Origin of the sequence: Streptococcus sp. HMSC065H07 (genome assembly GCF_001837325.1) — a bacterium.
Lineage (GTDB): Bacteria > Bacillota > Bacilli > Lactobacillales > Streptococcaceae > Streptococcus > Streptococcus salivarius_H.
In genome coordinates, this window is record NZ_KV832031.1 from 41,721 (window position 1) to 64,656 (window position 22,936).

General features: G+C 33.9%; 20 protein-coding genes. 2 read left to right on the forward strand and 18 right to left on the reverse strand.

The annotated features are described in order from the left end of the window. Nucleotides 1-12 precede the first annotated feature (12 nt). Genes HMPREF2637_RS04925 through HMPREF2637_RS04950 form a run of 6 tightly spaced genes read right to left on the reverse strand, consistent with a single transcriptional unit; the run spans nucleotide 13 to nucleotide 6,399 of the window. The gene (locus HMPREF2637_RS04925; RefSeq protein WP_070839354.1) at nucleotides 13-2,064 is read right to left on the reverse strand and encodes a phage tail tip lysozyme; all 2,052 of its coding nucleotides are present in this window, start codon (nucleotides 2,062-2,064) and stop codon (nucleotides 13-15) included. A gap of 17 nt (nucleotides 2,065-2,081) precedes the next feature. Beyond that, complete coding sequence (locus HMPREF2637_RS04930) at nucleotides 2,082-2,504, reverse strand: hypothetical protein (RefSeq protein WP_070839357.1); 423 nt, start codon at nucleotides 2,502-2,504, stop codon at nucleotides 2,082-2,084. A gap of 3 nt (nucleotides 2,505-2,507) precedes the next feature. After that, nucleotides 2,508-3,206 (reverse strand): hypothetical protein, encoded by a 699-nt coding sequence (locus HMPREF2637_RS04935; RefSeq protein WP_070839360.1) that lies wholly within the window; start codon nucleotides 3,204-3,206, stop codon nucleotides 2,508-2,510. A 3-nt stretch (nucleotides 3,207-3,209) separates the two neighbouring features. Further along, the gene (locus HMPREF2637_RS04940; protein ID WP_037601622.1) at nucleotides 3,210-3,515 is read right to left on the reverse strand and encodes a hypothetical protein; all 306 of its coding nucleotides are present in this window, start codon (nucleotides 3,513-3,515) and stop codon (nucleotides 3,210-3,212) included. A 23-nt stretch (nucleotides 3,516-3,538) separates the two neighbouring features. Further along, the gene (locus HMPREF2637_RS04945; RefSeq protein WP_070839367.1) at nucleotides 3,539-5,500 is read right to left on the reverse strand and encodes a TraG/VirB4 family ATPase; all 1,962 of its coding nucleotides are present in this window, start codon (nucleotides 5,498-5,500) and stop codon (nucleotides 3,539-3,541) included. An 11-nt stretch (nucleotides 5,501-5,511) separates the two neighbouring features. Then, a complete protein-coding gene (locus HMPREF2637_RS04950) occupies nucleotides 5,512-6,399 on the reverse strand; it encodes a hypothetical protein (RefSeq protein ID WP_083320399.1) in 888 nt (295 codons plus the stop codon). A gap of 136 nt (nucleotides 6,400-6,535) precedes the next feature. Here HMPREF2637_RS04950 and HMPREF2637_RS04955 point away from each other — a divergent pair, with 136 nt between their 5' ends. Next, nucleotides 6,536-6,898 (forward strand): hypothetical protein, encoded by a 363-nt coding sequence (locus HMPREF2637_RS04955; protein WP_070839371.1) that lies wholly within the window; start codon nucleotides 6,536-6,538, stop codon nucleotides 6,896-6,898. A 397-nt stretch (nucleotides 6,899-7,295) separates the two neighbouring features. Here HMPREF2637_RS04955 and HMPREF2637_RS04960 read toward each other — a convergent pair whose 3' ends face one another. The 9 genes from HMPREF2637_RS04960 to HMPREF2637_RS04995 all read right to left on the reverse strand — a co-directional run bounded on the left by HMPREF2637_RS04960 (nucleotide 7,296) and on the right by HMPREF2637_RS04995 (nucleotide 17,870). Further along, entirely contained in the window at nucleotides 7,296-8,018 is a 723-nt protein-coding gene (locus HMPREF2637_RS04960; protein ID WP_070578162.1) for a lantibiotic immunity ABC transporter MutG family permease subunit, read from the reverse strand. Nucleotides 8,019-8,020: 2 nt separating this feature from the next. Next, nucleotides 8,021-8,770: a lantibiotic immunity ABC transporter MutE/EpiE family permease subunit gene (locus tag HMPREF2637_RS04965; protein WP_070839373.1), complete on the reverse strand. Its 750-nt coding sequence runs from the start codon at nucleotides 8,768-8,770 to the stop codon at nucleotides 8,021-8,023. Next, nucleotides 8,767-9,462: a lantibiotic protection ABC transporter ATP-binding protein gene (locus HMPREF2637_RS04970; protein WP_070578169.1), complete on the reverse strand. Its 696-nt coding sequence runs from the start codon at nucleotides 9,460-9,462 to the stop codon at nucleotides 8,767-8,769. Before HMPREF2637_RS04970 ends, HMPREF2637_RS04965 begins: the two co-directional genes overlap by 4 nt. A gap of 11 nt (nucleotides 9,463-9,473) precedes the next feature. Then, entirely contained in the window at nucleotides 9,474-12,434 is a 2,961-nt protein-coding gene (locus tag HMPREF2637_RS04975; protein WP_070839375.1) for a lantibiotic dehydratase, read from the reverse strand. An 18-nt stretch (nucleotides 12,435-12,452) separates the two neighbouring features. Beyond that, nucleotides 12,453-13,694 (reverse strand): lanthionine synthetase C family protein, encoded by a 1,242-nt coding sequence (locus HMPREF2637_RS04980; protein ID WP_070839377.1) that lies wholly within the window; start codon nucleotides 13,692-13,694, stop codon nucleotides 12,453-12,455. Then, entirely contained in the window at nucleotides 13,678-15,468 is a 1,791-nt protein-coding gene (locus tag HMPREF2637_RS04985) for an ABC transporter ATP-binding protein (protein ID WP_037601595.1), read from the reverse strand. Before HMPREF2637_RS04985 ends, HMPREF2637_RS04980 begins: the two co-directional genes overlap by 17 nt. 108 nt (nucleotides 15,469-15,576) lie before the next feature. Next, nucleotides 15,577-15,717 carry a lantibiotic streptin gene (locus tag HMPREF2637_RS10850; RefSeq protein ID WP_037601592.1) on the reverse strand — a complete coding sequence of 47 codons (141 nt, stop codon included), beginning with the start codon at nucleotides 15,715-15,717 and terminating at the stop codon, nucleotides 15,577-15,579. Between the two features lie 139 nt (nucleotides 15,718-15,856). Continuing rightward, nucleotides 15,857-17,200, reverse strand: coding sequence for a sensor histidine kinase (locus tag HMPREF2637_RS04990; RefSeq protein ID WP_070578178.1), 1,344 nt, complete (start codon nucleotides 17,198-17,200; stop codon nucleotides 15,857-15,859). After that, nucleotides 17,193-17,870, reverse strand: a complete 678-nt coding sequence (locus tag HMPREF2637_RS04995) for a response regulator transcription factor (protein WP_070578183.1) — start codon at nucleotides 17,868-17,870, stop codon at nucleotides 17,193-17,195. The genes HMPREF2637_RS04990 and HMPREF2637_RS04995 overlap by 8 nt, the downstream gene beginning before the upstream one ends. Before the next feature lie 662 nt (nucleotides 17,871-18,532). Between HMPREF2637_RS04995 and HMPREF2637_RS05000 the strand changes: the two genes are divergently transcribed. Beyond that, nucleotides 18,533-18,721 carry a hypothetical protein gene (locus tag HMPREF2637_RS05000; RefSeq protein WP_070578186.1) on the forward strand — a complete coding sequence of 63 codons (189 nt, stop codon included), beginning with the start codon at nucleotides 18,533-18,535 and terminating at the stop codon, nucleotides 18,719-18,721. A gap of 353 nt (nucleotides 18,722-19,074) precedes the next feature. Here HMPREF2637_RS05000 and HMPREF2637_RS05005 read toward each other — a convergent pair whose 3' ends face one another. Genes HMPREF2637_RS05005 through HMPREF2637_RS05015 form a run of 3 tightly spaced genes read right to left on the reverse strand, consistent with a single transcriptional unit; the run spans nucleotide 19,075 to nucleotide 22,922 of the window. After that, entirely contained in the window at nucleotides 19,075-21,363 is a 2,289-nt protein-coding gene (locus HMPREF2637_RS05005; protein ID WP_070839379.1) for a DUF8208 domain-containing protein, read from the reverse strand. A gap of 3 nt (nucleotides 21,364-21,366) precedes the next feature. After that, on the reverse strand, nucleotides 21,367-22,581 hold the full coding sequence (locus HMPREF2637_RS05010; RefSeq protein ID WP_070839382.1) for a hypothetical protein: 1,215 nt from the start codon (nucleotides 22,579-22,581) through the stop codon (nucleotides 21,367-21,369). A 20-nt stretch (nucleotides 22,582-22,601) separates the two neighbouring features. After that, nucleotides 22,602-22,922: a hypothetical protein gene (locus HMPREF2637_RS05015; protein ID WP_256315943.1), complete on the reverse strand. Its 321-nt coding sequence runs from the start codon at nucleotides 22,920-22,922 to the stop codon at nucleotides 22,602-22,604. Nucleotides 22,923-22,936: the final 14 nt, after the last annotated feature.

Below are 22,936 nucleotides of genomic sequence, written 5' to 3' on the forward strand. Positions count from 1 at the left end.
CTCCTTTTTGATTTATTCTTTAGATGGTGCTCCACCTTTTTGAGTCTTAGGATCAATCACCATACCAACTTGTGGTTGGGTATCCCCCAAAATAATTGATGCTGGACTTAAGAAATCACCATACTGAAAGACTTTTGTTTTCCGACGTTCAAAGTGAATATGTGGTCCAGTAGCTGCACCCGTTTGTCCAACATACCCGATAAGTTGGCCTTTTTTGACCTTATCCCCCTTCTTAACAAGAGGAACATCACGCATATGTCCATAATAGATAATAGTGCCATCTGGAAGAGTGTGCATCACGTGGTTACCGTCAATATTCATCGCTTCTTCATTGACCTCTACTACTTCTCCGTCTGTAACAGCGTAAATTGGAGAGCCTTCTGGTGCTGCAAGGTCCATTCCTGTGTGTCCTGAACCCGCATTTGGTCCACCTGCATTAGCTGCTGCACCGAAAAGTTGGGTAATGGTATAAGGAACATCGAGTGGCTGACCAGTATCAGTGCTGAGATTACTACTATCGCTGTCGCCACACGTATCTGCATCTACTTCCTCCTTGTCATCATCCTTATCCTTCTTGTCTTTCGGACGATAGACATAGACTTTTCCGTAGTCCATAGTGATACGGTCTCGATATTGGCCATAATTATTCTCAGCAATCCCGTCGGTTGATGGAGAACATTGGATAATATTCTCCTTATCCTCAACTAGCATGGTCTGTCCTTTTTCGCCAGAGCTACTACCTTTCGTACCCCAGATAATGACATCTCCTTTTTCACGGTTTTGAACATCATCTTTGGACGACCACGCTCCCTCATACACTAACTCATAACCATTGTCTTTCAACCAGTCATGTTCTGAATCGGTATCTACCGGAGAGCTAGATTCTTTAGCACCGCCGTCAACAAGGGCATAATAGAGAGCAGATGAATGGTCATAGCTATCTGGTCCAGTACGAGTATCACGAGAATACTTAACCTTGCCTAGCTTATCCTTATACCACTTGATAGCTTTGTCAGTATCAATAGTCTTTTTATCCTTATCGCTGTCTTTTTTGCTAGCCTTGTTGCTAGAGTCACTTGATGAACTGCTTGAACTGCTGTCGTTATCATCGTCTTCGTTGTCGCTATCCTCTTCATCATCGTCACCGTCATCATCATCTGAACTTTGACTACTTGACGAGGAGTTATTGGAAGAAGCACCGCCACCACCAAACGCCTTTTGGAACTTGGCATCATCGTACTTATATTTACTTGCTTCGAAGACTTCCGCAAACTTCCTTGCATCCGCCTTCTTCTGATCTGGTTTGACATAAGCCATATTACCTCGCTCGTAGGCATTCCATGACATAGCAGTTTCATCGATATTGGTTTGTTTCGCAAACTCCTGGAATGACCAGTTATGGCCAGATTCGTCATAGGCTGGGTTCCAGTCACCTTTTGAGATGGCATCGATAACAAAGGCAACCATCTTATCAGCATCTTCCCAATCTGGACTATTAAGAGGTGCATATTTCGTGTAGGGGTCAAACTGGAAGATTCCACCACCACCAAGTGTGTTAGATGTCCCACCTGTCGTTGGAACAGCTCCCTTTGAAATGGAGTCATTGATACCACCACCATAATGCCCTTGGGCACGTCCAATGATGTCATAGCTCCCTTCAGAGTTTGCCCAACCAACAGCACCTGCAGCAGATTCCCCAGACAATCCAGCATTCACAAAAGCCATAAAGACTTTGTGGGCATTTTCATAGGCTTTTGTCCCCTTCGTAAAGGGATCAGAGTCGCCAGCAGATGCTGAGTCAGTTTTAGTAGAAGTCGATTGAGGCTTAGAGCCATCATCGTCTTCTTCATCATCGTCTTCTTCATCGCCATCTTTTTGGTAGGTTACACATTGGGCGTTAGTCTTGCTACCTTTCCCACCGGAAGTACTAATTGTCCCCATTAAACCAGTGATAATTGCAATTAAGATAACCGCAAAAGTTAAAATAGTTCCTATAATAATGGTTGTCTTCACTCCAAAAATCGTTAGAAGAACACGAGCAGCCTTATCACCTATTCGTTTCAAATATCTTAGTCACCCCCTTAATGAAGTAGTGCGGTTAGCCAATACCAACCAAATACAAGTAAAAGTCCTAGGGCAAGAAAGATACTTTGTTTAATGAATTTTCGATTTCGTTTTTGTTGTTGCTTTCGCATCCAAAATGAATCTTCATCTGAGTAATAGTCTTTGTGACGTTCCACTTGCAAATTATAATAGTCTGTCACATCCTCCTTGACACTGGATAACCTTTCTCTCCCACGCGCAATGAGACCTTGTTTTTTCTCTTGTTCACGTGAGATACTGTCTTCATCAAAACCGTCATAGTAGGTATCGTAAAACGCTGAATAATCTACTTGCTCTTCAAGGCTTTCCGGATAGACTTGGTCTTGATGCTCATCAAGAGGATCTAGTTCTAGTTCACGTTGAATATACTGACCATCTCGTTTAAAACGATAAGATACCATATATTAAAACCTCCTTAAGCCAATAATTGGCATTTTTTGTGGAGCAATATAGAGTTTATCTGTTACAGTTACCTTAGAAAAAGGTACACCTTTAATTTTAAAAGTACGGTGTAACTCCTTAACAACGAGACCAGCTTTATAATCTTTTTCCGTCACTTCTTCCTTAAAGAGTTCTTCATAAGCTGATACCTGAATCAAGTCTAGGAGACGATAAGCAGATTGATAAGCATAATAGTTACTTCGATTGGCCAATCTCTTTTCAAAAAGAGGTGAATATTCCTTTGAGAAGAATGATACGATCTTAACAGCTCGTTTTCTATGGTTATATTCTAGTTTAGCCATAACCCATGCAAGCCCCCAAGTCACTAGCGTGATAAAGCCCCAGGTGTTCATCAAACAAATAGGAAGAAGACTAAACATAAGGATACGCTTTGCTTTCTTGATACGTTCACGTCTCTTACCAGTAAGTAGCTGATAAAGGGCTACAATCAAGGCACAAAACACATATGGTGTATAGGCAATAGCCATAAAATGAACACCGTAGGCGAATAAAAGTGTCTGATAGAGCATGAGATAGCTATAGAAACCAACCAAACCAAGAACTAAACTAATAATAAAGGAGACTATCATAAAAAAACGTAGTGTCTTAATGTCATAAGCAATATTGTTAACCCATAGTGACATTTGCATTAGTGTGGTCATTATTTAATTTTCCTCCTCTGGTTCTTCTTCTGTTTCAAATATTCTCGACTCAAATCGAGCAGGTTCTTGGTAGATAATCATAGCTGAGTACTCATCCACTTGCTGACTTCCAAATAAGCCACATAAACTACTTAAAAGATGTGTTTTTCGCATCTGATAAGTAATATCAACAACACGACAGGTCTTTTTGTAAGCCAAGATCTCTAAGTAATCATTTACAATTCTTTCCAAATCATGCGGATTATCCTCTGTCAGAATTTTAGTTTGTAGCTGGAATGCCTCATCAGAATATGGTTGCTGTAGGTTCATTGTATTTCCCCCTTTCACCATTTCTAAGGTAAGAATGCATAGCGAACATGTTCATCATACGGATACTTACCATAAGACCTATTATCCGCTAGTTGATGGTTGAAGACTAAGTTCTTGACAGAAGCAATATTTAGGAAGAAATCACCATCTCTTAAATATTTAAGTGACGAAAGTTCACTCTCGGTCATTTCCCCTTGTAAAGCATCTGCTAGACGAGGGATAGTCAAATCACCTAATTGAGAAAAGACACGATACGTCATCATAGAGAAAATTGCGCGTGTCGCTAAAACGTAGTCCACTGCGTCCGTAGAGTTTGCATTCAAGAGAATGTTATCTAATGAACTCATTTCCATAATAAATGCGGAATAGTTACTACTTACATTCTCAATCAAATCCTTTAAAAAGTTAAGAGACTCTGAGTAACGATAATTGAAGAGCTTATGTGCTCCGTTAATGGTAATAATGCTATGAGGTCGTTGGCTCTTATCTCCCCCGATAATCCCTCTACGGAAATACTCAGAGACCCTTCTTCCATTTGCTACAGCGTATGATGAAATGATAGATAACACTTGGTAAAGCTGAATATTAAGAAGTTCAGTATCTTGAACCCCAGAGAGGTCAAAGGTCACAACTTGTTCATTTGAGAAATCCTCAAACTGTGAGGTCGCATTTAAGAAGCGATAATCCCCCAAGAGACCAGAGAAAGCATTATAGAGACGGTCATAACTTGCAGCATCAATTTCATTCCCCTCTGCGATTTTGTCCTCTTTAAGCTTGTTTAAGCGTTCTACCCAATGAGATAGAGTCGGATAATCTTCTGGAATAACATTCGTAATCGTTAAGTCTTCTTGGTCCATGACTTCTGCATTACGGTTCCACAGACTACGGTCTTCATAAAAGTCGTTTAAAGCAGACGACAAATTATTGAGGTCAGAATTCTTTAACCCTGGATCAAGAATTTGAGCCAAAGCACGTAGTTTATTACGGTGGGCATAGAAAGATTGGACCTGGTCCGTTGTTTCTCCATCTGCAGAGGAAGCCGTCGCAATAATTTGCATGAGGTTAATATGATTTCGATTATTAGTACCAGACATCTTAACATATCGACCACCTTGAAGTTCCGTAAGTTCTTTTAAGTTACCAGTAAGGTCAATGTTAAAAATGGTATGGCCTTTAGCAAAATAGGTATCAATCAAATTACCTAGCAGTTTCATTTTCCCGTTTCCTGCTCCGGCAATCAGCATTGATGGAATTTTACGTTCCCTATCTTCATGCAAAAGGTCAAAGTTAACCACACCACCGGTACGTGTTTCTCCCAAGTAAACACCATAGGTATCCATTAAGTTCGTATGATTAAAAGGATAGCCAGCACCTAAATCCCAGACGGATGCTGCTTGTCCTTTTCGTCGCAATGGAGTATCTTCCAATCGAGAAGCTGGGATAAAGGCTGTGTGATATTCGACGTCTTGCATGCCATCTGAAGAAGAGATCGAATACTGATTCAACTGTTGTTTAAGGTCAGCTTCTCGTTCGACCAACTCATTCAAAGTATTTGCAGCTAATAAAAAGCGCGTGTGAATTTTTTTAGAAGGAACGTTGTTACCTAGTTTTTCGCGATAGTCTAACAAAGAACTGATACGCATCTTATCATCGGCATCTTGTGCAGCCTTTGTATTTTGAGTGGCTAACATATTCGAAATAGCTTTTGAAGCTAGTTCGGACATTTCACTATTTGCAGCATGTTCTAAGGACATAAAACTGATAACATTATCAACGAGCATTAAATCACTCATCCAGAAGTCAGGTAAACCGTGCTCTGGGTATCGGTCATATGGAACATGAGCAATCTTATAATAACCGTTAGCTTGTCTCCAATAGCGGTCATCATATTTGAAATCAGGAATATCACTTTGAATCCTACTAATAAGATTGAGGTCATAACCCTCTCGAATATATTTCTTGATTTTTCGTGAATTTAAATCCATGTAAACTCCTTCTAGTACTGATTAAGTGAAACATTAAGTGAATCATTAAAGTTGTAATATTGAGTCAATAACTCTTCCTTCTTTTCGACAGATACAACTTTTGGGCTAAATCCGTGGTTAGAGGCAATCGTTAGTGTGGTACGTGTATTGGAATCAATTTCAGCTAAAGTATCTCCAAACACCCAAATAAAGAACTCGATATTTTGTTGATTGATCGCAATGACTTGTTGGACGAGATATTTTGTTTTCAAAATATCTTCTCTTTGTCTAAGTTGATAAACAAGTCTCTCTTTACGTGAAATGGTATCAATGTCATCACCATCATTGATGATCAATTCTGGAGCGTTCTGTTCTTGTTTGACTTCATCTAGCAGACGTAGCAATTCGTTAGATTGACTTGAGACATCTGTTGGCAATTTTGTTGTCTGAATCATCATGTCAAAGGCAGTCCCAGACAGAAAAAGAGTAAATCCTACTTTAATTGCTGCCTGTTCTTCGTTAGACATCGCTTGAATATCTTGTCCAAACACCTCAAAAATCTGCACATATCCTGAATAGCCATTAGCTAATCGTATCGGTTGATTAGGATAGCCATATAGGATAGACTTCACATCAGTTATCGCAACCGTGTCTAAAAAATCTTTACGTTTCTTCTTATTGAGTGGAACATACACAAACTCTTCTCCAGCACGTTCGCCAAGGTCTATACTTTCAAATTGTGTTTGCTTTTCCTTCTTCTTCGCTTGTTTTCTTTTCCGTGCTTCTTCTTTTTTTCGTTTCCTGATCTCTTTTTTTGTCAATACTGGTTCTTCAATTAAACCTGGCATATCATTTCCTCCATAAACATTATTCTTCCCTATTCTACAAAACACTATGTGGTGTTCGTAACCCAGTGACACCTATTAGCTACTCATACTTCTCCATGATTTTGACTATTTACTTCTATTTAGGGCTCTCTGTCCTTGTCTAGCTACTTAAATCCTGTTACAATCAAATAAACACAATCGCAATAATCTTTTTTAGGAGGGTTTTAGGATGCTAGATTTTTTACAAGATTTCTACTTTTCACTCTATATAAGCACTTGGACCTCGTTTAAATGGCTACTACTTTCGGTTCTTATTGCCATTGGCTGTTGCCTTGCCACTTTTTTGTTCGAATTCAAAGGCAAAACTGCACAACTGATTTGGTTGAAATTCTCGATGAGTTTAACCGCTATATTTGCCTTATTTTGTCTATTTATGACACTTCATGGCATCATTCGTTCTATAGGCCTCTTTTTAGGAGCTATCTCTAGTTTCTTTTATCCATTGTTTGGCTTATTAATTGTAGGTGGTATTATTCTATTCATCATCAGTCTTTTCAATCCATTGTTCTTATTCTTCATGGCAAAGAAATAATGAGAGGAAACCTATTCAGCCGATGCTATTATGTTAAGAAAATAAAAAAACAAACCACCTTTGAAAAAGTAGTTTGTCTATAATCTAAGAGAGGTAGTCCAAGGCTGCCTCTCTTTTTTATATTGGCCAGACTCCAAACGGCGAGGAAGAAAGTAGCTAGTCAAATAAAACTTTATATTAAATGTCCTATGTAACACATATATTTTTTAAATCGTAACTGTCATTACTTTTTTTAAAAAGTTTATTGAAATTGATTCAAATTTTCATCATTAAAAGTAAATCTATGAAAATATATGTTAAAATCATACTATAAAATCCAAGGATATAAGATGTTATAGCCATTTCCTAATCAAACATAATTAGATTGTATTAATTATAGATAGAAAACTGAACATATTTAACCACTTATCAAGCGGTCTTGATTCCACTTTTGAAATAGTAAAAAATGAAAAAATACTATTATGATAGAAATAACAAATATAATCATAAGTGGAGTGTTATCTATTTTTTGTTGGTTGAATAGTGTATCTGATACTCTCAAAAACCATGCCCATGGGATTAGAAACCATACCTTATCACCGAGACTCGTTTCACAAAACGCAGCAATAATGACTCCCATCATTGAAATACCTAGTGCCACACCTGTGCTAAATAAATAACTAATAATCTGATTAAGCATATATGCTATGTAGCCCAAAATAATATAAAATAAACTAATCAAAATAAGTAATCTTAGAGATACAACTATACCAATAGTTTTCAACAAAAAGATAAATATAGTAATTGAAACTATTAAAACTATACAATAACATAACCACAAAAATACCAATTCAGCAAAAAATGGCTTATAATTCGATTGTGAATACCCTAACAAATATTTAAATTTCCCAGATGATTCCTCCAAATTTTTTAGTTGAATATTCACAATACTAGAAGCAAAAGGAAGAAGTACTCCTACTATTTGAAAGTAAGAAAATAATACCGTCCTGCTTTGTAACCCTCCACGTTGATTCCAATATAGGAACAAAAGTAGTGGAAATAATAATGCGGCTAAAATGTGTACTAGCAAATAAGAAGTGTTTTTTATTTTTAAAAAACTAGAGTATATATATGATTTCATGACTATTTAACCTGTCTTTTGAAAGAGATAGCAGATAGTTCGACCAATAAAATGAAAAAAGTAATCCCTAAGAAAAATGAAACGAAAATCATTGAATAATCAGGAATATATTCAGATCCAATAGGTATACCATTTATTCTCATTTTTGTCATTGGTTCAAGTAGCTTCAATGACCAATCATAAGGAAACAAATACCATGTATCTAAGAGAGAAAAACTTGTACCAATAATTAGTGGTGATATTGTATTAATAATCATAGCAAAATACAAATTAGTTTTTCTTGATAGCCATAAAATAAATGGAATTTGCCATAATGTTGTCAACCAAATCAATAAAATAGTTAATAGCATCCTACATATACTAATAAGACTTGGTGTGGGTAAAATTAAACCAATTAAGATAAGTATTAGGCTTAAAATCATACTAATTATTAAATTTAAAAAAGCTACCAATATGATTCTTGCGTATTCTACCTTTTTTAAATTAACATTCCTTGATAAATAAACAGAATACTTATTTGAATCTAATTCCAACTTATTTAACAAAGCGGAATTTACAGCTATAATTACATTAATCCAAATAACCCCCCACTGATTCACGGTGGTTTCTGCAGTTAGACTTAATACTTCCTTACCACCCAATGATGAAAACAATAAAGAAAGAATGACACAAATGAAAGGGAAAATAAAAATTAACCTAAAAATACTCGTATTCTTTATTTTAATTAAATTTGATAAAAAAACTTGTTTCATAATCTCCTCCCTTTTTCATATATAATTTGATTATTAAATAACTCCTCAAGATTCTCAGAACCATCATATTCCTTCTCCAGTACAATCTTTCCTTCATAAATAAAACCAATAAAATCAGCTAGATGTTCGACCTCTGAAAGAATATGACTTGAAATCATGACTGTCATCCCATCTGATTTAAATGACTCTATAATTTCCCTTAATTCTTGAATTCCAATAGGATCCAACCCGTTGGTAGGCTCGTCCAATATAAGTAATTTAGGTGAATTTATTAAAGCGATAGCTATTCCTAACCTTTGCTTCATCCCTAGAGAAAATTGCTTTACTGGTCTCCTATCAATGTTTCCTAAACCTACTTTATTTAATAGCGGAAGTATTGTACTATTTGAAATACCAAGCATTGTTGTAACTACTTTCATATTATCGTATGCGCTCAAATTCTTGTAAAGTGGTGGTTCTTCAATAATACTTCCAATTTTCTGCAAATCTCGACGTGACCATTCTCTACCTTCAAAAGTGATAGAACCACTGGTTTTATTAATTAAACCAGTCAAAATTTTCATAATAGTTGATTTTCCAGCACCATTTGGACCTATTAAAGCATACACTTTTCCCTTAGGAATATTCATATTGACATTATCTAGTACCGTTCTCTTACCATAAGATTTTCTTAAGTTTTGTATTTTTAACATATTGATTACTCCTATTCTATATACTGTTGGGCATTTAGTGTGTAATAAGCAAAACAATATACCTTCTCTTCAAATTCTCTATTAATCCCATTTAATCGGTTCATTGATAAGTGTAAAAAACTTCCTACTAAATTAAATTTTGTATTATATAGATCATTTGTACTATCGAATCGATTGTATTCTTCCATATAAGAAGTAAGATATTTATCCATTTCCTGGAAATAATCATATCTATCTAGCGCCGATGCTACTCCCTTCAAACTCTTCATATACTCTATGGGTAAATCAATTGGTAAATTTTTAAATTCTTTCTTATATTTTCCAGTATAATTCTCAAGGAGAAAAGAACACTTTGTCACTTCATCTTTGAAGAAATAATTTAGATAGTATAAAACTAAATATGTAGCACAAACTAATCTTTCATTTTCTGACAAACTTATTATATGATTCATAAATAAAATAGATTCTTTGCAAAAAATTTCTTCAGCATAGTGTATTAAATTAGGTCCCCCATATCTGTTTACCTCTGGCTTATAACTACTCACCTCTATATCTGAGACAATACCTTTTTCTATCAACATAGGTAATAAGTCACGAACTACTGACAAATATAAAGAAAAATTATTCTCAAAAGAACGAGAATTTACTCGCATTCTTATATGATCATTTGTGTCATAATATCTCATATAAAACATTTTGGGTTGATTATAATTTCTTGATAGTATATTCGCAAAATAATTGCTCCAGTAACCTAATAGTTCATTTTGTCGTTCTTTAGGACCATACAACTTTAAAAATAGCCAGTCACAAAATGGTAAATATGTTCTTTTAATTTCATTTTTAAAGATTAAATTAGTTTCATGGCTTGCATTTCTATCTATCTCTTTAATAATTGGAACAACTATTTCTGCGTTATAGTTACCTAAATATTCTTTAAAAATTGATTCTCCTTTTTCAATTTCTCTTAGCGAAACGTATACGTATTTTTTGATATTTTTAAATAAAATCTCTAAGTCATCATCCATAGATAAATCTAGCCTTAATTCATTATCTGCATATTTTAAAATGATGTCATTTGGAACCTTGTATGTTTTTCTAAAATTATCAAAAATAACTTTTTTATCAATAAATTTATTTTTAGTTAGTAACTGTTCTCTTATCATTGATAAGTTCCATTGTGCGGTAGCTATCGTAATTCCTTCAAACGAAATTTCAGGAATATAGACTTTTTCCTGAGCTAAAATATCCCATGGAAATAAAGACCAATGTGACAATCCATACTCAAACTCTGATATATCAACCAACAATCTCAGTACCTTACTTTGGCTGTCAGGATTCAACATATTATTCATAGTAAATTTCAATTCATTTTTCCCATCACTTGTTGTAAAATGAAACTTACCTTCACTATATCTTATATAGATGTCTTCTAATCTAATTTCATTTGTCGAATCCCATGATGTTGTAAAAAATGATGTATTGAAGGTTTCAGTGCTATAATTTTGCATTACATTCGCTATTCTTATCTGATTCGGAACGAATGATAGCTCTACATTCATACAATTTTTCTGATCTAATTTTTGAATAGTTGTTTTCAATTGTTCGCTTAATGTATAGAATCTACCGAAACTTCTTCCAGCTTGACCAGAACCAATATTGGCACCTAAATATAACTTGATATCATCATTTAGTTTTTTGATATTAAAATTTAATTCAAATGATTCTAAACTATTATTTTGATTTAATTTAAAATCATGTAAATCCTTTGACCGAAATTCAATACTTTTACCATCTAAAAGAGCCTCCTCGTATTTCTTTTCAAACATTTGCATTATTGGATCACTAAACTCTATTGCTTCTCCTGATTCGTCTTTGTAATAATCAGGGAAACCTATACCAACATCCTTATTTATTACTTCTACAAGAGGAATTGCACAGTTTTCCCCATATTTTCCAATAAATTTCAACTGATATTCTTTAAGTGAATTTTTCCTGCCACCTCTTCTTTTAACGTTATTATTTAACTTCACAAACATCTCTGCAAGCTGCTTTATAATCTCTAAAGACTTTTCCGATAAGACATCAAATCTACCATTAAAATTTGCTATGGAATCTACCTTTAGGTAATTTCCACCAATATCATATTTATGGATATTTTTCATGACATCAAATATTTGAAGAAGTAAATTACAGCCCTCACCTATTTTTAAATCATTATAATTCTCAATCATATTTTTTAAATGTTGTAAATCGTTTTTTAGTCTTCCCTTTTCCAATTTCGATAATAAATAATCTAGTGGATTAATATTACAAATAGGTGGTCTTAGATCTGAAATTAAAAAATCATTTTCAACCAAATTGTAAATAAATGATGTTAGCACTTCTAAAGCTATCTCCGGATAACTGGTTTTAAGTATTTTTATCAATTCTTCATAGTTCACATAGTTTTTCTGGCATTTTTCAATCAATATCTGAACTGGTTTTGAAAGACTTATATTTCTATCTTCCTCAAACTCACTCACTGTAAATGGTAATACATATCTATCCCCTTGGATAAATGCTGCTGTATTAATTTTGAAGGCAAGTTCTTCTATATTCTTTATTTCATAAGATTTCACCAAAGAATATATCCAAAGATAATCTGGTGTCGCTTTTTTAGTAAAACTAATTTTTTTTACATTGGAGTTTGTTTCATTTTTCAGATCGACTACATTTATTGCGGTAAAAATTCCAAACGGAGTAGTACGTAATGCCGCCCTTTTTGCGTAACTTTTTATTGATATTTTTATTTTTTGTTTTTTCTTTTCGTTACATTTATCAATATTTTTTACACTATGATAGAGACTAGGACTAGCAACTAAAAGTTGCTCCATAAAAACTTTATCTTTTATCAGCTCATCATATCCTTTTTCATAAAATTCCTGTTTTTGCAAAGGAACACGGATCATGCCTCTTGGAAATACATTATACATCTTGTTCTCCTCTCTTAATTAAATAAACATTCTTTCCCACAAGAGTTTCTCATCGCTATAAGGATTTAATAAAAATAAGACAATTCCCGATACCCCCTGTAATATACCAACTGATTCAAATTCAATTTCTACTTCTCCTAATTTTTCTCTATCAGTATATCCAAATATTTTCTGACCTGAGAATTGTATTATTATTTCCTGGCGTAAACACTCTGCAAAATTCACTAATCTCACATTTGAATTGCTTCTACCAATCAAATCGTATATAAAGGAAACACCTGATAGTCCATGACACATTGTCAGTGAATAAATATTTTTTTCGGGACTAGTTATCTGAGCAATCAAACTCTCGATAATACTATCAGCATAGTTTAAATCCATCAATTGACATATTTTAAATAAGGCAAGTGATGTACCAGGAGTACCGTAGCACCAGGCCATCCTAGTAGGGAGATTTTTAAAATCACGATTCAAAATATTATCAGAATATATTTTACCAGGCCATAGTTTATCTTCTCTTCTATATAAAAATACTAGCTTGATAGCCTTGTTCAATATCTCATCATTATCTTCTAAGATTCTTTCTGATCTTAACTTCGCCAATATTAACATTGGACCAACTATTCCATGAGCAATACCTAAATCAAATTCAATTTTTGAATCTATAGAACAATTTTTCACTTTACTAAAAATTGTCTCAATATACTTCAAAAGATACATTCCTATTTGTTTCAACTCTTCAAAAAAATATTCTCTCTCAAGCATTAAATAATTAGCTATTCCACTAAAACCGTTAACCATATCATAGTCAAATGGATCAATAATCCCTTTATCTATATTTGATAAACTTATAATCAACTTTTCTTGAATTTGTTCTTTCAATAGGCGATGTAAAGAGTCCAATAGCTTGGTATAATATTTCCCTGATATACTAGCTTCCCTAATTGCCAATGAAATACCAGCAGTCCCCGCATAGAGAGAGGGAGATTCTATTCCGTCTTTGGAGATTATTTCAACTAATTTACTGATATAGCTGTTAGACAGATCCATATACTTATCTTGTCTAGTTACTTTATATAGCGAGCTATACATTAGAATTAATGATGGAATTCCGTGACTTAAAGATTTTTCAAAAAAAGTATTTTTGTATTTAGATTCTATGCTAATTAGCGTCTCATTTGTACTTTCTGCTACTATTTGCTCATAGTTCGTAAATCTATCAGCAACATAATCTAAAATTTGTTCAATTTGAGGTGTCATATACAATTCCAATCTCCTTATCTAACAAGTTTTTGAATTTCTTACCTTTAAAATTTAAATCATTGAAACTTCCTGTCTCGACTATATTACCATTCTCCAAGTATAGAATTTTATCTACAAATTGAGTAATACTTGGCTTATGTGTAATGAAAATGCCAATCTTATTTTGTGACAATTCAAAAAAAGTTTTAAAAATTTTTGCTTCAGATTTTGGATCTAAAGCTGAACTAGGCTCATCTAAAAAATAACAATCAGCTTCTTTAAGATAAACTCTTGACAATGCAATTTTTTGCCACTGCCCACCAGATAACTGTCTCCCGTCCTCGAACCAATTTCCTAGTTGCTGTTCTAAGTCTAACTGATTAGTTTTTCCTTCTTTCTCATAAAATATTGAATCAATTCCCGTACGCTTTAATGTGTTTATTAAAGCCTCATCATTATACAGTTTTGATAAATCACCTAAACCAATATTTTCTCGAAGTGTTAACTCGTATTTCAAGAAATCCTGGAATAAAGCTGATATCCTCTTATAATATGATTTTTTCTGTATTGAACGAATATTATTACCGTTTATATAAATGTTTCCTTCATAATTATCATAAAGTCCGCAGACTAATTTAAAAATAGTACTCTTCCCTGAACCATTTTCACCAACAATTGCTATTTTTTCTCCTGATTTAATTGAAAAACTTATGTTATTTATCACATTTTCCTTACCATCATATGAAAAAGAAACATTTTCAAACTCGATAGACTTAATATCGTTAACTACTTTTTCTTTTAGATTATTGTATTCAGTCTCACTATGAGTGAAATCATATAGTAACTCCATGTACAGTGATCCATTATAGAAGGAATAAATATTGTTCACTATATTTTTGGTACTCGTTTGCATTGTTGACAAAGATCTAATAAAGGTTGTTACATTTCCAATTAAAATTATTCCTAAAAACGCCTCTCTAACTGCAAGAAACATTATTATTGACTCTATCATAATCTCCAATATTCCCAATAAAATACCATTTCCCATTTTAGATTTATTTATGCTATTTTCCTGAGTAATAAATAGTTGATTATTTTTGTCAAATTTTTTTAAAAAATAGTTTTCTAATATGCCTAACCTTAATTCCTTAACAGCAAAATCATGTGTTAAAATATGGCTTATGTACCAATTTGCCCTTTCATCACTACTCCGCTTATATAACATTTCAAATTCGTTTTTACCTATTTTTAAGTATATATAAATTGAAATTACCGGAAGAATAATCAATAGTGGAAAAATTGATGTTTTCCAATTCAACAAAATGATAAAGGAAGAAATAAATGATACTAATGAAGAAAGTACAGAAATAATAGATTTATATATTTGAAATGGTTTATAGGATATTTGATTTTGTATACGTGTAATATCATCATATATTTCTGGAGTTTCAAATTCAGCTAATGTTAGCTTTACAGTTTTCTGCATGACCAAGTGATTCATCTTATAATGCAAAAGTATCTGTAATTTAGTATCAATATAACCATCAACTTCTCCAACTATGGTAGTCAATAATGTTAAAGCAACAAAAAGTATAAAAGTAATCATCAATGTTTGAAAACGTTCAATACTACTAGTAATAATATTTAACATATTTTGCACCAATAGCATACTAACAATTGGTAAGATTCCTTGAATTATACTAATACCAATCGAGAGCAACAACAATGAAAATCCTGCCTCTTTTACAAGATTGATTGTTTTCATTAAGTTCTTCAGTTGATTTTTAATCATATATAACTTCCTTATCTACCAATAAAGGAGCAAACTAAAAACAGTCTACTCCTCTAAATTTATAAACATATCGGATTATCTAAAACTACAGTAATTATATTAATTAAATTATTTAACAGTTGTTGTAAAACAAACTAATTTCCAACAAGAACCCGGTGTGCAAAGATAGCGACTACCCACAAGTGGTTCATCAGAGTTATTTTTAGTTGTCTTTAAATCTAGGTCGAAATCTTTGATTGTATTTTTCATCTTATATTTCCTCTCTTATTTATATGTCCGATATATTTACGATGTCATTATTTCATCTTAAGTTCAGAATCTGTTCAGAAAAAAAGCATTTGGACAGAAAATTTCTTACAATTTTCTGTCCAAATGCTTTAAATTATATCTATTTCTTCTTAATGGATAAAATTGCACTTGCTCCCCCTCTTGCTGGGTTTACCAACTGAAGGTGCCCTCCATGCTTAATAGCAACACCATTAACAAAAGCTAATCCAATTCCGTAATGCTTATTTCCTCTACTATTATCTTCTGTGTAAAACAATTTAGTGCCATTTTTCAAAGTACTATCATTAAACTGGGGACCATTGTTCCATACTTCAAAATAAATGAGAGTTTCCGATTCAGATAATATGACCTCTATTTTCTTATTTGAAAAGGGTGTAAATCTAATTGCATTAACTAGAAGATTAGATATTGCCCGTATCAAATTTTCTTCTTCTCCATAAAAAGAACTGCTTACAAGGTGATTCCCAATAGAAAATTCAACATCGTTTATATTCAAAAGATCATCAACCTCAAAATGTAACTCACTTAGCAGTTCTTCAACAACTATCAACTTTGCTCCTCTATCTTCTGAAAGCATCCGAGTATAGGAAATCAATGAGTCGAAATAGCTCTCAAAAACAGAAATACTATTATCCATTGAAAGAACATAACTTTGTTGACTAGTTGTTAAGGACGTTAATTCTAATAACTCAAGGTTCCCTTTTAAAACAGTTAAAGGTGTCTTTATATCATGAGAGAGAGCAGATATTTGAAATGATAAATCTTGTTTCTCTAATTTTTCTCGATCAATCAAATTTTTCAAACCATCTCCCTTTGTATATAGGGTTGCCAGGATATCATCAAATTCCGTTATTTTAGAAAAGTTTTCTTGTTTAGATAATCTATCTATCCCCATTTTATTTGCTATTTTCTTTATTTCTTTAAAATTCGAAGAAATTTCTTTCACAAACCTTGTTGAAGCAACCACAATACTAGTTATTATTCCTAACCCTAGAAAATAAAAAGTCAACATATTATATGGAACATCCCTAAACTTAGGATTAGAAAATTCTGGCATCTCATTATATCTAATAACAATACTATAATCAACATTGTTATAGAAGTCATAATGCACTGTGTCCAAAATTAAGTTATCTTTTTCTTCTACAACTTTTCTGAATAAAGAAAATTCTTTAGGTATGTATTTCCCCTTAATGATTTTATTTACCTTATTATCTAAAATAACATAATCTAGTCCCAAAGATTCCGCATAGTTTGTCAGTTGTTTTATTGTTTTTTTATCTTCAAAATGATATTCCTCTCCAATATTATGGGACGTCACTATATTTAGCCTTAAGAAAGAAAATGAAATTATATAGATTATTAGAATTGTAATAAAAAAACCAGCACAAACTTCAAAAACTACTAACCATACTCTTTTTTTTATTGAATATTTTTTAGACATCCCACTTATAACCAATCCCACGTACTGTTTTTATTGGATTAATTCCAAAGCTTGCAAATTTCATTCTAATTTGATAAATATACTCTGAAATGGAGTGAAATAATGCTGACGCATCCTCGTCATAGACCTGTTCATATATCTCTTCTTTTGTAAATACTTTATGGGGATAACGAGATAATAATTCCAAAATATCATATTCCCTAGAAGTTAAAGTTAAAGGGATCTTATCGATGTATAGCATACGTTCCTCTAGATAAATTTCTAGAGGAGGAAAGCTCCTTTTATCTCTTTCAATCTTTAACCTTGCTCTTTCTTCTCTCTTCAAATGAGAATTAACCTTAGCTATAAATTGTTTCAAACTAAACGGTTTAACAATAAAATCATCTCCTCCTACGGTTAAAGCTTGGATAATTTCATCGTCATGAGATAAGGCACTAACAAAAATAATTGGAGAGCATACCTCTTCACGAATTTTATAACAAAATTCTATTCCATTTATATTAGGCATCAGAATATCTAATAGAATTAAATCATACCCCTTAAATTTATCAAAAACTATTGGTACTTGTATTTCTTGTAAAGTTGTGACTTGATAATTCTCAATCTCTAAAGCTGTCTTTATAAGTTTTAGAATTTCTTCGTCATCATCAATGGCTAAAATCTTATTCATCATTACTCCTATAATACTATAAGTAACACACAAATTAGTGAGTAACAGCAAAAATTCGATATAAAAGATAAAAACGATTTTCTTTTATATTGTACCATAATTACTTTTTTAATACCTTATTTTTAGAATTTTCAATTAAATATTTCTCAATACAGTTATCAAATTTCTATCATAATATTGGTAAAGTTATAATGTCATGAATCTAATGGCTTTTTCTGATTGTCACATGAATCATCAATAATTTATGACCAACCACTTTATCATCATACTTTCAGATAACTATCCAAGAAGGCACATATCTTGTATATAAGAGGACTCTACTATTTAATTAGTGAGCGTTTTTACGATACCAAATTTCTCTCAGTTCCAATTAAACAAGTAAAATGTTATAGAATATAACTACTGACTGGAATTAATGAAGGTGCTGTCAAATATTCCCAAGGTTATGCAAGCCTTGTTTTGATGCTATCAATAATTATGTGTAAAAACTCAAGCAGATTGAACTGTACCCCAAAAGTTAGACAGAAAAAATTAATTTTTGAGGGTGTTTTTTATGAAGAAAATATCCTATCAACAGTTCAATCAATCATAACTATCTCCATCTTTCATGTAAATATAAAGGGTTTATGGTACAATGATATTGATATACAAGGAGGTATGCCATGACTTTTGATGTAAATGAAGAAGAATTAACAATTTTAGGAATTTCTTTTGATAATTATTCAGATTTTGATACCGTTTGGTATGCTATCGGATCTTCAATGATTGAAAATTATGAGCCTACTGTTCAAGATGTAATTGATTTAAAAACTTATGTCACCAACAAACGAAAGGAATTAAACATTGGCTAAGAATCAATAGGAAAGTTAAAAGAATTATTTATCAGAATACTGATTAAATTGTGAGTTACTGTACTACCTTTCAGTACTGTCTTACCTCTTAAACTAATTCTATACGAACATACGTAATATGTCCCTGTTGGTGTTTATAAGTCAAAGCCATCCTTTCTCATACAGGATTAAAGTAAAGACAAGCATTCTTTTGATGTTTGTCTTTTTATTTTTTGGCTGTTCTGAATAGGCGTTCTATCATTTCTTTACAGTGTAGTCGTCTGATACTCCGAACAAAGATAGCAATTACAATACTCAACATAGACTAAGAATCTTAACTTACAAGACTGTAGCGAAACTTTGTAAACTAGTTATCACAATTCTCCATCTTCTCCAGCATCAAACTTCTGGAATCGACTGTCACTATCTAAGCTATTCTTCTTTGATAATCTCTGAGTAGGGGAAATAATACTTGACGTACTCCCTTTAGGCGTTACCCTTCCGGCACCATTATTCTCTGCTCTATTATAATTCAAGATACTATCATTGACATTATCTCTAGTACTAGTATAACGTTCTCCGAAACTACTTGAGAAGTCCTTCTTAATTGCTTGACCTACATTCCTGAATTCTGTCCCAACAACCTCCTTACCGGAAGTCATTACTTCTTTTGTGCCACTTATAGCACTATTAAACGTATTTTTAGTGCTAGTTGATAGTTTCCTTCCGGTTACCCCTACCGCTCTTCTTGCTACTTGAAAAGCAGTAAGGTCCTGATCTGTCGTATCAGAAAATGCATTCCAAGTTCCAGCTACAGCACCTGCAGTAGCACCTGCAGCCGACATAGCACCTCGTCTGATACCATTTGTGGTCGACCCTACCACGCTACCGGCACTCTTAAGCCCTTTTACACCAACTCTGGTTCCACTACTAACACTATTTCTGAGACGGTTAAACCCACTTTGATTTCGTCTACCAGTAGTTGGATTATATCTACCTACAGCGAAGTTTCTAGTACCACCACCCATTTTTTTAGCAGCCATCGCACCAACAGCCATTGTAGCAACTCCAGCCTTAGTTCCACTTGAAAGGTTAGTATCAATACCTATCCAGCGTTCCAAAACTTTTGAACCTTGAGAAACTGCAAGATAAACACCAAGGTAAACCGCAATTGTCGCAATGGCATGTTGGAATGGATCTAAGCCGTCATAGAAACTTCCACCTAGAGTTTTCTTAGCAGCAGCAGACGCTCCTGAACCTAGATTGAGTTTCACTTCACTATAAGTAATTAAGAACCATTGAGCTACTTTGACGAATAGTAGTTGGAACCAGATGGCAGCAATTCCTGTCATAACTTCCTGCCAAACCTCCAAGATTCTCATACTATTTCCGACTGCTGCGTAAGAAACTAGGGGTGAGATAATCACTGTTATAAGCGTTTTGAAAATTACTCGTACCGTAGTTACTAGCAATCCGATGAGAAGGAGTAAAAGAATGATTTGCTGAGTTATCAGTGCTATCCAGTCAACTTTATAGCGAGCATAAGTTGGTAAGAAAGCAGTATTATCAAAACCAAGGAAATAACCTGATTTTGACGTAGTGACTCGTGCATAAGCAATCTTGCCATCTGCATAACGAATGGTGTTGAGCGTAGATCTCATTACATCAGAAAATCCATTGTAAGGGGATTTTGCCTGATTATCTTTCCACTCAGATTCCTCTTTCCAACCAGTAAAGAACAGTTTACTAGTTTGAAGAAGAGCAGTTATTGGGTTAGATAAGGCTATACCATTTTTTACTTGTTGTCCCCAGTCAACCGAACCGTCTTCTCGCACTCCTACGAACTTGGTTATTGACGATACTCGTCCTTCACGTCCAGAATAGTACTGAAGCATTGCCTTATTGGTTGGACCATATGTTTCAGTAAAATTGGTGAACCAAATATTACCATCTGAAATAGTATTCCAGTTTTTATCCCCCGCTATAAAGTGAGTATCTTTATTATAACCCAATTGTTCGGTATTGAAATCCAATGCATATAGCATCTCAAGGTCAACCGTATTTCCCCGAAATGGGGTTACAGAAAGTGAAACACTCTGACCGCTACCCGTTATGTCATAATAGGCTAGTCCTACGGTATCCTTTGCTATAGCACTACCAAATTTTGAAGCAAACACAGGAAGTGCAGTTACAGAAAAAGTCACCAGAATAATGTGATTGAAGAATTCTCGGTACCTGAAAGGTGCTCCTGCCATAGCCATTATAAGACGAATGAGAGTTACCAGAACAAACAATGAAATCCCAACGATTTGAAGCCACTTATAAACTTGACCAACAAAGCTATCGGATTGACTAATATAATCAAACATCCCGAACAACTTAAACATGTTGAGGTATGCTTTCTCAATCGCATAACTAAAACTATAGATACCTTTTGAAAGCATCTCGGGAATAAAGCCAAAAGCTATAAATACCCCAGTTGTTGGGTGGAGGTATTGGTCCCACTGTGCATAAAAGGATGCCAATAATAGCTCTTTATCTTTGTCACCTCCCCAACCTTTAGAACCAACTTCATTAGGCCAATCTTTCGATTGAGAGATCATATCTGATAGGGATGGCCAGACCTTCCCTTGTTCAATCTCAATTGTTGCTTCTGCACCCATAGGTTATCCCTCCTTGTTTTCAGTGTTTTCAGCTGAAGTTTCAGTAGAAGGGGATGTTGGAGTTGCAAATACTGTTGTTGTCGGTTCAGATGTCACTACCCAACCTTGAGTAGCTGATGGTTTTTTCTTAACATTGAAAGTAACACGACGAACTGTCGTTTTTTGAGCCTCATCCGTTGTACCAACAACGTATGTAACCTCATAGGTATCTTTCTCATTCTTAACGAGTTCAACTTTCTCCAACATTGTGCTAGAAACAGTCGCTACCTCTGGGTTAGTAAATTTAGCGTCGTTATTATCCAAGTAAGCCTTAAGCTTATCCTTGTCTCCTGAATAATAGTATGACAAGAAATAACGAGCCATGACATCAATCTCATGTTCATGATCTTGTATCATTGTAAGACGTTCAACCTTATCGGTTGTCGCTACCAGTTCTTTCTTCACGCGCGTGAAATTGCTATTATAGACCATTAGCATCAACAATAAGAATACCGATAAGGTACAAGAGCCAATAGCCAAAATCAATGGCAACTTACTTGGTTGTCCTACTTCTTCATCTTCATACACTCTACCTGTTTTCTCCTTCCGTTTCTTGGCTCCAGCAACTGACTGTTTATGCTTATCCTTATTCGACATAAGACGATTTGGAAGTTCTCCTTCAATCGTTCCAGGTTTTGGATAGGGTGGCATATCAACTAGAGACAAGCCAAGACTTTCAGCATAACATGGAAGTAACCCCATAGGACCACTGAAAAAGTTGGAGATGCCTTCATATGTTGTTTTCTCAAACCGTTTATCACGGTGTGCTTCTTCGATGAGTGGGGTAACGAGTTCCTTATAATCTTTCGTAATAACAAAAGGGGTAATCTGAGGTTGTCCTTCAATACTAGGGACTCCTGTAGTTGGTCGTGTCACACGACCATTTTGTTCCATCGGTTGACTAGCAAGAGCAATTCCTTTTAAGGTAAATTCAGAATAGCGCTTTTTGATTTCTCGAAAAAGTAATTCTGCTTGTTTAAAAGTTAGAAATGGTAGACTTTGAGCGATACTTTCTTTTTTATTACTAGGGAAATATTCAGTATCTAAGTCATCAATGATATCCGCTAACTCTTCATCCTTTTTAGGATTTGCATTTCCTTTCCACTCAATATAAAGAAACAAGGCATCGGGAAACAATACCTTGCGATTCCCCTTTATGGTTAGTAATTCTTTTTCCATAAAGTATACCTCTTAAAGACTTATTTAGGTTGCCAAAGATAACTAACAACTGAAACGAGTGCTGAACCAACACATAGCGCGATTGCAGTCCACATGAGTCGGTCAAGTGCTATACTTCGTTTCTTATCACCCATCATCATCAAGATACATGATACTAAACCACTTAGTATTGCTAACCCCGGAAATACGAGACGCAACATACCTGAAAGATCATTAATCGTATTAGTTGCCTCATTAGCTGGGTTAGCAGCATTTCCTCCAGTTTGCTCCGCAAAAGCAAGGGATACAGAGTTTAACGTCAATAAAGCAGTCATTCCCAGTGTTGATGCTTTAGACTTCACGTTATTCAAAAATG

What these genes read in the sequence shown, in the direction of transcription:
- HMPREF2637_RS04930 (WP_070839357.1), bottom strand. Translation starts at nt 2,504, where the DNA reads ATGGTATCTTATCGTTTTAAACGAGATGGTCAGTATATTCAACGTGAA.
- HMPREF2637_RS04935 (WP_070839360.1), bottom strand. Translation starts at nt 3,206, where the DNA reads ATGACCACACTAATGCAAATGTCACTATGGGTTAACAATATTGCTTAT.
- HMPREF2637_RS04940 (WP_037601622.1), bottom strand. Translation starts at nt 3,515, where the DNA reads ATGAACCTACAGCAACCATATTCTGATGAGGCATTCCAGCTACAAACT.
- HMPREF2637_RS04945 (WP_070839367.1), bottom strand. Translation starts at nt 5,500, where the DNA reads ATGGATTTAAATTCACGAAAAATCAAGAAATATATTCGAGAGGGTTAT.
- HMPREF2637_RS04955 (WP_070839371.1), top strand. Translation starts at nt 6,536, where the DNA reads ATGCTAGATTTTTTACAAGATTTCTACTTTTCACTCTATATAAGCACT.
- HMPREF2637_RS04960 (WP_070578162.1), bottom strand. Translation starts at nt 8,018, where the DNA reads ATGAAATCATATATATACTCTAGTTTTTTAAAAATAAAAAACACTTCT.
- HMPREF2637_RS04965 (WP_070839373.1), bottom strand. Translation starts at nt 8,770, where the DNA reads ATGAAACAAGTTTTTTTATCAAATTTAATTAAAATAAAGAATACGAGT.
- HMPREF2637_RS04970 (WP_070578169.1), bottom strand. Translation starts at nt 9,462, where the DNA reads ATGTTAAAAATACAAAACTTAAGAAAATCTTATGGTAAGAGAACGGTA.
- HMPREF2637_RS04975 (WP_070839375.1), bottom strand. Translation starts at nt 12,434, where the DNA reads ATGTATAATGTATTTCCAAGAGGCATGATCCGTGTTCCTTTGCAAAAA.
- HMPREF2637_RS04980 (WP_070839377.1), bottom strand. Translation starts at nt 13,694, where the DNA reads ATGACACCTCAAATTGAACAAATTTTAGATTATGTTGCTGATAGATTT.
- HMPREF2637_RS04985 (WP_037601595.1), bottom strand. Translation starts at nt 15,468, where the DNA reads ATGATTAAAAATCAACTGAAGAACTTAATGAAAACAATCAATCTTGTA.
- HMPREF2637_RS10850 (WP_037601592.1), bottom strand. Translation starts at nt 15,717, where the DNA reads ATGAAAAATACAATCAAAGATTTCGACCTAGATTTAAAGACAACTAAA.
- HMPREF2637_RS04990 (WP_070578178.1), bottom strand. Translation starts at nt 17,200, where the DNA reads ATGTCTAAAAAATATTCAATAAAAAAAAGAGTATGGTTAGTAGTTTTT.
- HMPREF2637_RS04995 (WP_070578183.1), bottom strand. Translation starts at nt 17,870, where the DNA reads ATGAATAAGATTTTAGCCATTGATGATGACGAAGAAATTCTAAAACTT.
- HMPREF2637_RS05000 (WP_070578186.1), top strand. Translation starts at nt 18,533, where the DNA reads ATGACTTTTGATGTAAATGAAGAAGAATTAACAATTTTAGGAATTTCT.
- HMPREF2637_RS05005 (WP_070839379.1), bottom strand. Translation starts at nt 21,363, where the DNA reads ATGGGTGCAGAAGCAACAATTGAGATTGAACAAGGGAAGGTCTGGCCA.
- HMPREF2637_RS05010 (WP_070839382.1), bottom strand. Translation starts at nt 22,581, where the DNA reads ATGGAAAAAGAATTACTAACCATAAAGGGGAATCGCAAGGTATTGTTT.